Below are 9,758 nucleotides of genomic sequence, written 5' to 3'. Positions count from 1 at the left end.
ATTTTTCTCGATGCTTGATCAAGCCTTTGGCGTGTTATTGCGCCTGCGCGATGACGTACCGTCAGAGTAGACAGCCCCCGTAAAAACAGCGCTCATCCTCTGGCAGCTGGGGAGAGCTGTTCGTGCTGGACATGGGGGAGAGCGTGATGGAGGCGGATTATGTGATCGTCGGCGGAGGCTCTGCGGGATCGACGCTGGCTGCCCGACTAAGCGAAGATCCAACCGTCACGGTCTGCCTGCTGGAAGCCGGCGGGCGCGGTGACGGGCTTTTGGTTCGCGCTCCTGCCGCTGTGGTCGCGATGCTACCGGGACGCCCCAAAATCAACAATTGGGCCTATGAAACCGTGCCGCAACCGGGGTTGAACGGGCGACGCGGATATCAGCCGCGCGGTAAAGGCCTGGGCGGCTCCAGTGCGATCAATGCTATGCTTTATATTCGCGGCCACGCCAGCGATTACGATGAGTGGGCCGCATTGGGATGTCCCGGTTGGGATTGGAACTCGGTGCTGCCCTATTTCCGAAAAGCCGAAAACAACGAACGCGGCGGCGATGATCTGCATGGTGCAGCCGGCCCCTTGCAGGTCAGCAACCAGAAATCTCCCCGCCCGATCACCGATGCCTTCATCAAGGCCGGCCAATCCCTGCAGATCCGACACTGCGAGGATTTCAACACAGGCGACAACGAGGGCATCGGCCTTTATCAGGTGACGCAATTCCACAGAGCTGACCGCAACGGGGAGCGCTGCTCGGCGGCGGCGGCCTATCTACACCCGGTGATGGACCGCGCGAATCTGAAGGTGATCACGCGGGCGCAGGCATCCCGGATCATATTCGACGGCAAACGTGCGGTTGGCGTCAGCTACCGGCTGCGCGGCACTGAGCATAGTGTCCGCGCCCGCCGCGAGGTGGTGCTCTGCGGTGGAGCGTTCAACTCGCCGCAGCTGCTGCAACTCTCCGGCGTTGGTCGACCCGAGGATATCCGCCCGCACGGGATCGACATGGTCCATGAGCTGCCCGGGGTGGGGCAGAATCTGCAGGATCATCTGGACTTTACACTGGCTTATAAATCCAAGGATCGCGACAATTTCGGCATTTCCCTGCCCGGCAGTATCTCACTGTTGCGCCACATATGGAACTGGCGGAAAACCGGGCGTGGTATGATTGCGACTCCCTTTGCGGAAGGGGCCGCGTTCCTGAAAACGGACCCATCCCAAGAGCGTGCCGATGTGCAGCTGCATTTTGTGATTTCCATCGTGGATGATCACGCCCGGAAGCTGCACATGGGGCATGGGTTCAGCTGCCATATCTGCGTGCTGAGGCCAAAATCGCGCGGCACGGTCGGCCTGACCAGTGCCGATCCCACATCACCGCCACGGATTGATCCGCAATTTCTCGCTGATCCCGATGATCTGGCCGTGCTTATCAGGGGGGTGCGCAAAACCCGGCAAATCATGGCGGCAGAACCGCTGGCGGGCTATATTCACAAGGAGCTGTTTATCGACGGCGAGGTCGATGACGCCGCATTGGAACAGCATATACGCGCGCGGGCAGATACGATTTATCATCCGGTTGGCACCTGCAAAATGGGAACCGACCCGCTTGCGGTGGTGGATCCCGCGCTCCGGGTCCATGGTTTGGAGGGGCTGCGGGTGGTTGATGCGTCGATCATGCCGCGCCTGATTGGCGGCAACACCAATGCGCCAACCATCATGATCGCGGAGAAAGCGGCAGATATTATACGCGGTGCCCTGGCCCGCGCCTGACATTTCAATTCGGAGAAGACAAAGATGCTTGGCAAGATGATGCACAAACAGCTGACCATAGGCTCGCTGATAGAACATGCAGGGCGGTTCCATAGCGGGACCACGGTCACATCTGTCGAGACTTCGGGCGAAACCGTGCATGTCACCTGGGGAGACATCGACGCCAACGCTCGCAAGCTGGCGGCCGCCCTGGGGCGGCTGGGCATCGCGCAGGGCGCCCGTTGCGGCACCATCGCCTGGAACAATCGTCGCCACCTCGAAATCTATTTCGGCGTCTCCGGGGGTGGGTTTGTCTGCCACACGATCAACCCGCGACTGACACCGGAGCAGCTGATCTACATCATAAACCACGCAGAGGATCAGGTCCTGTTCATCGACACCACCTTTGTTCCGGCTGTGGCACAGCTGCGCGCGCATCTGACCACCGTGCAGAATATCGTGGTGATGGGGCCGCCGGACGCCGAGATCGCAGCCCAGATCGAAGACGTGCTGTTCTACGATGCGCTCCTGGACATGGAAACAACCCCGTACTCCTGGCCTGATCTGGATGAAAACCTGCCATCGAGCCTGTGTTACACCTCCGGCACGACTGGCAATCCCAAGGGGGTTGAATACACCCATCGCACCAGCGTTCTGCATACGCTTGGCGGCAACCAGCCCGACGGTATCGCCCTGCGGGCGCGGGACACCGTTCTGGCAGTTGTTCCGATGTTCCACGTGAATGCCTGGGGGACGCCCTACATGACCGCGGCGGTTGGGGCAAAGCTGGTACTGCCCGGGCCGCATCTGGATGGGGCGAGCCTGGCCAAGCTGATTGATGCGGAAAAGGTCACCGTGGCGCTGGGTGTTCCCACCATCTGGATGGGTTTGCTGAAAGGGCTGGAGGAGACCGGATGCACCGCCGAGAGCCTGGAACGCACCATTGTCGGCGGCTCTGCCCTGCCAACGGTCATGATCCCCACATTTCGTGACAAATACGGCGTTGATCTGGTGCATGCCTGGGGCATGACGGAAACAAGCCCAATCGGAACGCTGAACCAGCTGCTTCAGAAACACAATGAGCTGGACGCCGAGCAGCAGGCGAAGCTGCGCGAAGGACAGGGCCGCCCCATGTATGGTGTCGATCTGCGCATCGTAGACGACAGCGGCGCTGTTCTGCCTCATGACGGACAGACGCAGGGCAATTTGCAGATCTGCGGTCATTGGGTGATCGACAGCTATTTTCGCGCCGAGGATACAGCGCTGACGGCAGATGGATGGTTCGATACCGGTGACGTCGCCACAATTGATGCCGATGGCTATATGATCATTCGTGATCGCTCCAAGGACATCATCAAGTCTGGCGGCGAATGGATCTCGACCGTCGAGCTGGAGGATATCGCGATGTCCCATCCCGGTATCGCTCAGGCAGCGGCAATCGCAGCCAGACACCCCAAATGGGACGAACGTCCGGTGGTGATCGCTGTAAAACGCTCCCCCGACGTGACCGAGGACGATCTGCGCGAGTATTACCAGGGCAAGGTAGCAAGCTGGCAGATCCCCGACCGTGTCATCTTTGTCGATGCGCTGCCGCTAGGTGGCACCGGAAAGGTGCTGAAAAACAAGCTCCGCGACTCTTACGACGCGATTCTGCTAGAGGCCTGATGCACTGCACCGCCGCCAATATTGCATCTGGTGGCGGTGCCCATTTCACGAAATGGGCGCGGAATCCGTCCGAATTACGGGTAAAAGAGGGGCTTTGGCGGCCATAACTGCCGGCAAATTTATCTGTTAAGCCTCACTTAAGACACCGCCTGATATCCCGGTAGTGGGTGAAAATAGGTGGTGGATTATGAGCGCACAAGGAAATGTGGCGCCCATTATCATCAAGAAGAAAAAGTCAGGTGGTGCCCATGGTCACCACGGTGGAGCCTGGAAGGTCGCCTATGCGGACTTCGTGACGGCTATGATGGCGTTCTTCATGTTGATGTGGCTGCTCAATGCAACGACTGAGAAACAACGCAAAGGGTTGGCGGATTATTTCTCGCCATCCATTCCGCTGAGCCGGGTCTCCGGCGGCGGCAACGGGGCGTTCAGCGGGGACAGCATGTTCACCGAGGAAATCCAGCCCCAGAACGGTACCGGTGCGACCGATGTGAACCCCGCAGACGCCCAGCAGGCCAAGGGTGACTCCGGCGTCGAACAGGACAAGGACCGCGAGGCTGCCGATGAGCAGTTCCGAGCCCTGGAAGAGCAGCTGAAGGGGCGTGGCGGCGAAAGCATGGTCTCGATCGAGATGGCGCAGCACATCATTACCCGCGTCACCGACGAAGGCCTTGTAGTCGAACTCTTCGACACCGAGGATTCGCCGCTGTTCAAAGATGGTACAGCCGAACCGACCCTCCTGTTCCGCGACATCGTGAAGATGGTTTCACGCGTCACCGGCGTTGTTGAAAACAACATCGCGATCGGCGGTCACATCAGATCACATGCGGTCGTTGTCGCCAATAATCCGGTCTGGGAACTGTCCCATGCACGGGCTGACGCGACCCGGGTGATGCTCGAATCAGGTGGAACGAAGTCCAAGCGCATGCACCGGGTGACGGGACATGCCGATCGGAAACTGGCGGATAGCAATCCGATGGCAGCGCGAAACAATCGGGTCGAAATCATCCTTCTGCGCAAATAACCCATGGATCCCCAAAAATGGGCGGCGAACAGATCAGACAATTTTATCTGTTAGCCGCCCGTTAATGGGCAATCGGCTAGCTGTTGCATCAAGAAAGATTCGATGCAGCAGAAAGGCGTATCCATGACGATTTCTTCCTCGCTTAATGCCGGTGTTGCCGGGCTTACCGCGAATGCCAGCCGACTGGCCTCCATTTCCGACAACATCGCAAACTCCTCAACCGCCGGCTACAAGCGGGTCCAGACCGATTTCCACTCGATGGTCATGAGCTCGTCTGGCGGCACCTATTCGGCCGGGGGCGTGCGGACAACCAACGTCCGCCTGATTGATGAGCGGGGCCCGCTGGTGTCGACCAGCAATGCGACTGACCTCGCGGTCCGAGGCCGCGGTATGCTGCCGGTGACATCCATGAACGAGGTCGAGACAGGCGCTGCGAACCCGCAGATGATGCTGACCACCACTGCATCGTTCCGGACCAACGCCGATGGCCTGCTGGCCACTGAATCCGGTCTCGTCCTGATGGGCTGGCCCGCACAGTCCGATGGTACGATCCCACCCTACCCGCGCGATACCTCCGATGCGCTTGAACCGGTTCGTTTCAATGTAAACAAACTGTCTGGTGAGCCGACAACCGAGATGTCTCTGGGTGTCAACCTGCCTGCGACCGCAACCGAATCCACGTCGGCTGGCACCAGCGAAAACCTGTCGATCGAGTATTATGACAACCTCGGCAAGTCGGAGAGTCTGCAGATCGAATTTGTTCCCACCGTTCCCGCAACAGGCGAGTCGAACGAGTGGACGATGATCATTACCGATACTGCTATCGGCGCCACTGTGATCGGTGAATATACGCTGACCTTTGATGACAACCGGACCTCCGGCGGCGCTCTCAATGCTGTCACGGCAACGACAGGTGGGGCCTATGACCCGGCAACCGGCTCGATCATCGTGTCTGTTGCAGGCGGCCCGATGGAGATCAATATCGGCACCTTGGGGGATGACAACGGCCTTACCCAATTGTCGGATACCTTCGCACCCGCCTCCATTTCAAAGGACGGCGCCCCGGTCGGTAACTTCACCGGCGTGGAAATCGACGAAGCCGGATATGTGCATGCCAATTATGACACCGGCGTCAGCCGAGTGGTCTATCAGGTGCCTCTTGTCGATCTGCCCAATCCCAACGGTATGATCGCAATGGATCGCCAGACCTATATGCCATCCAGCGAAAGCGGCTCCTATTTCCTGTGGAATGCAGGTGAGGGTCCGACAGGCGATATCCTGGGCTATGCGCGTGAAGAGTCCGCAACCGATGTTGCGGGGGAACTGACCAACATGATCCAGACCCAGCGCGCCTATTCGTCGAACGCAAAGGTCATTCAGACCGTGGATGAGATGTTGCAGGAAACCACCAACATCAAGCGCTGATAAGCGCCTTCTCCTTTGATCCACATTCGCGCAAAGGCTGGATGATCCATGTCCATTACAAGTGCTCTCAATTCCGCAATGACCGGGCTGACGGCGGCTGGCCGCTCAACCTCGGTTGTTTCCGAAAACCTGTCGAATGTCCTGACACCAGGATATTCACGCCGGAGTCTGGCGCTCACCAGCGCCGGCGACGGTTTCAGCGGGGTGAAGGTCGGCAACGTCCAGCGGATCAACGATCCGGCGTTGCAGTCCAGCGTGCGATCCGCCAATTCAGAGGTCGGCGTTGCCGAGGTGAAATCCGCCTTCTTTGGTCGTATGACCGAGCTGGTGGGCAGCGCCGACGACCCCTATTCCATCACACAGCGGCTGACCGACTTTGACTCCGGTCTGATCGAGGTGATTTCCCGTCCGGATTCAGGGCCGCGCTTGAACGATCTTGCGATCCAGGCTGAAGAATTGGTGCGGTCGATTTCCGATGCGGCCGAAGGGCTGCGCAATCGGCGCACAGCCGCCGACAGGGCCATCGACGTGCAAGTTGATACCGTCAATCAATCGCTGGAAAAGCTGCAAAGACTGAACGCAAAAATTGCAGTCAGTCAGTCCACCGGATCCGATTCCGCATCGCTTCTCGATCAGCGTGATCTGTTGATCGACGAGGTGAACCAGATTATCCCGGTCAAGGTTGTGAACCGTGACCGTGGGCAGGTCGCCCTGTTCTCAGAAGGCGGCGCCGTGCTTCTGGATGGTCAGGCCGCTGAGCTGAGTTTTGATGGCAAGGCCGATACCCTGCCTTACATGACCCTCGGCAACGGGTTGCTCTCCGGTCTGCAAATCAACGGTATCGACGTTGCAACCGGCCCCGGCGGGCCAATTCGCGGCGGGACTCTGGCGGCCCATTTCGAGGTGCGCGACGTTCTGACCGTGGAAGCTCAGGAAGATCTTGATGCGATGGCAAAAGATCTCGTCGAACGCTTCCAGGATCCAACCTTGGATCCGACTTTGGGCGCCACCGATCCCGGGATTTTCACCGATCAAGGTGCGTTCTTTGACCCTGCCAATACTGTTGGCATCGCCAACCGTATTGAATTGAACGACAAGATCGCGATGCAGGGACAGGCTGAAACCTGGCGGTTGCGGGATGGTCTCAATGCAGCGGCGCCCGGGAATGCCGGCGATGCAACGCTTCTGCGCGGATATGCCGATGCGCTCGACGCCAAGCGCTTGGTATCGTCCGTCGGCCTCGGCACCGCAAATCTGGATGCCAGCACGCTGAGCGCGAATCTGCTGTCGCGTTTTGCACAGAGTGAAAATTCCGCAGAACAGAATGTCGCCTTCGCGGCGGCAACCTATACCGAAATGTATCAGCGCGAATTGGCGCAGGGCGTCGACAGTGATGCTGAACTGCAAAACCTTATCGTGATTGAAAAAGTCTATCAGGCCAACGCCAGAATGATCTCCGTCGTTGATGAGCTGATGGAAACGCTTCTGAGGATTTAACGAATGATTATGAACTCATATGGGGACATGGCTCAGCATCTGTTCCTGCGCAATCGGTCGGTGGGTCTGAAGAACGACATCTCGACCCTGACGCAGGAATTGAGTTCGGGTAAAACCTCGCAGCTGACACAGAAACTAGGTGGCGATCTCACCTATCTGTCCGACGTCGAACGAAGCCTTGACCGGCTCAAGTCCTTTCAGGTGGCAAATACCGAGGCCGCGCTGTTCGCATCCTCGATGCAGAACAATATTGAGCTGATCTCCGATAACGTCATCACGCTGACCGGTGACATCTTCTCCGTCACCACCTCGCCGAATGACGAAACGTCGAAGCAATTGTCCAACCAGGCAGAGGTGTTCCTGACGGAAGCCATCCGGTCGCTGAACGGAGAAGCGGCCGGCCGCAGCCTGTTTGCCGGCAATGATACCGAAGCCAAGCCTCTCGCCGACCTCAACACCTTGATGTCCTCACTGGTGACCGAGGTATCCCTGCTGAGCACCGCCCCGGATATCGTGCAGGCCGTCAAGGACTGGTTTGCCGATCCTCTGGGATTTGATGCCGTGATGTACCAGGGCTCTTCGGATTTGATGGACCCGGTGAGAATCGGGCCCAACGAAGAGGTCACGGTCTCTCTGAAGGCCAATGATGCTGCGTTCAAACAGACATTGCAGAGCCTCGCGATTGCGACACTGGTAAATGAACCCGGCCTGAGCCTCAGCTCGGACGTGAAATTCGAACTGTTGCGTAGCACCGGGGTAGAGCTGCGTGAAAGCCAGGTTCAACTGACGCAGATGCAATCGGATCTTGGTTTTGTTGAAGGGCGCATCGAGCAGACGGCAACACGCAATGGCGCGGCGCAGACCAGCCTGAGCCTGGTGTTCAATGAACTCGTCCAAGCCGACCCATATGAGACCGCAACCCGTCTCGACGAGGCGCAGTTCCAACTGGAAAGCCTGTTTACTGTCACCGCGCGAACATCACAGCTGTCTCTGATGAGGTTCCTGTCATGATGCAGCTCATTCGACTTCTGCTGACGGTGCTGATGCTGCCTGCGATGGCACAGGCCAATGCCATCCGGCTGAAGGACCTGGTCGAGTTTGACGGCGTTCGTGGCAATGATCTGGTCGGCTACGGTCTTGTGGTTGGTCTGAACGGGACCGGCGACGGTCTGCGCAACTCACCGTTTACCGAAGAGATCATGTCGAACATCCTCGAAAGGCTGGGCGTCAATGTCACCGGTGAGCAGTTTCGGCCCAAGAATGTTGCGGCGGTGTTTGTCACCGCGACTTTACCGCCTTTTGCCCGTGTTGGCGGCACCGTCGATGTGACGGTGTCCGCAATTGGCGATTCGAAAAGCCTACTGGGCGGGACGCTGGTCATGACGCCGCTGAATGCCGCCGATGGTCAGATCTATGCCGTTGCCCAAGGGACCATTCTGGCTGGTGGCGCGGTCGCGGAGGGTGAAGGTGCCTCTGTCACCCAGGGGGTGCCGACCGCCGGTGTTATTCCATCGGGGGCCAGGGTCGAGCGCGAGATCGACTTTGATCTCTCGTCACTGACGTCCATGCGCCTTGCCCTGCGGGAGCCAGATTTCACCACCGCTGGCCGTATCGAGCGGGCGATCAATGCGGAATTTGGTCGAAACGTCGCTCTGATGCGGGATTCCGGGACCGTGGAAATTGACGTGCAGCGCACCAATAGCCGGTCAACGGCCCATGCAGTTGGTCGGATCGAGAATATCCTGGTCGAACCGCAGCGCAAGGCGCGTGTGGTTGTGGATCAACGCTCCGGCACCATTGTAATGGGCAGCGATGTCCGTATTTCACGTGTCGCGGTTGCGCAAGGCAATCTGACCCTGCGAATCGAGGAAACACCCCTCGTGGTTCAGCCCAATCCATTTGCAGATGGCGAAACGGTTGTCGTCCCACGCACCGGTGCCGCCATTGAAGAGGAGGAGGGCATACAGCTGGCGGAAGTTCCGGAAACAACCTCCTTGTCCGAAGTGGTCGCCGGGCTAAACGCCCTGGGCGTATCGCCGCGGGACATGATCGATATCCTCAAGAGCCTGAAGGCAGCCGGTGCCCTGCATGCCGAATTTGTAGTTCGATAGCAGCGAGGCCCCAATATAGACAAGACCAGCACCCCCTGAAGCCACGTGGCTTCGGGGGGTGCTTCGTCGTAAGGGAGCTGTTGCGGATCCGCGATTTGCAGATGCGCTGTCACTGAACTCTACCTTCGTGATTGTCACAACCTGGAGGTCTGGGAGATGCGGTCCTGGACATTTCAGCGCATTGCCCGAGATGACAGCACGGCTCGCTCTCCGCGCATTACATCAGCGGGGCCGGAGATCCAGATCACTAAATCTAAGGGAGAGGGAGAGGAAAGCCCGGTCATCAACCCTCAA

General features: G+C 58.6%; 7 protein-coding genes. All 7 read left to right on the top strand.

What is annotated here, in order from left to right:
* Positions 1-146 precede the first annotated feature (146 nt).
* Positions 147-1,763 carry a GMC family oxidoreductase gene (locus tag VWY60_RS04495; protein ID WP_416539924.1) on the top strand — a complete coding sequence of 539 codons (1,617 nt, stop codon included), beginning with the start codon at positions 147-149 and terminating at the stop codon, positions 1,761-1,763.
* A 24-nt stretch (positions 1,764-1,787) separates the two neighbouring features.
* Complete coding sequence (locus tag VWY60_RS04490; RefSeq protein ID WP_416539918.1) at positions 1,788-3,407, top strand: long-chain-fatty-acid--CoA ligase; 1,620 nt, start codon at positions 1,788-1,790, stop codon at positions 3,405-3,407.
* Between the two features lie 187 nt (positions 3,408-3,594).
* On the top strand, positions 3,595-4,431 hold the full coding sequence (locus tag VWY60_RS04485; protein ID WP_416534391.1) for a flagellar motor protein MotB: 837 nt from the start codon (positions 3,595-3,597) through the stop codon (positions 4,429-4,431).
* Positions 4,432-4,533: 102 nt separating this feature from the next.
* Positions 4,534-5,856: a flagellar hook protein FlgE gene (locus VWY60_RS04480; RefSeq protein WP_340547038.1), complete on the top strand. Its 1,323-nt coding sequence runs from the start codon at positions 4,534-4,536 to the stop codon at positions 5,854-5,856.
* A 48-nt stretch (positions 5,857-5,904) separates the two neighbouring features.
* Positions 5,905-7,353, top strand: coding sequence for a flagellar hook-associated protein FlgK (gene flgK, locus VWY60_RS04475; protein ID WP_340547039.1), 1,449 nt, complete (start codon positions 5,905-5,907; stop codon positions 7,351-7,353).
* A gap of 3 nt (positions 7,354-7,356) precedes the next feature.
* Positions 7,357-8,364: a flagellin gene (locus VWY60_RS04470; RefSeq protein ID WP_416539917.1), complete on the top strand. Its 1,008-nt coding sequence runs from the start codon at positions 7,357-7,359 to the stop codon at positions 8,362-8,364.
* On the top strand, positions 8,361-9,464 hold the full coding sequence (locus VWY60_RS04465; protein WP_340547041.1) for a flagellar basal body P-ring protein FlgI: 1,104 nt from the start codon (positions 8,361-8,363) through the stop codon (positions 9,462-9,464). Before VWY60_RS04470 ends, VWY60_RS04465 begins: the two co-directional genes overlap by 4 nt.
* Positions 9,465-9,758 lie beyond the last annotated feature (294 nt).

The sequence above is a fragment of the Phaeobacter sp. JH20_26 genome, from assembly GCF_048056275.1.
GTDB classification, from domain to species: domain Bacteria; phylum Pseudomonadota; class Alphaproteobacteria; order Rhodobacterales; family Rhodobacteraceae; genus Phaeobacter; species Phaeobacter bryozoorum.
The sequence above is the reverse complement of the archived record's forward strand: the minus strand, read 5'-3'. Positions and strand labels throughout refer to the sequence as shown.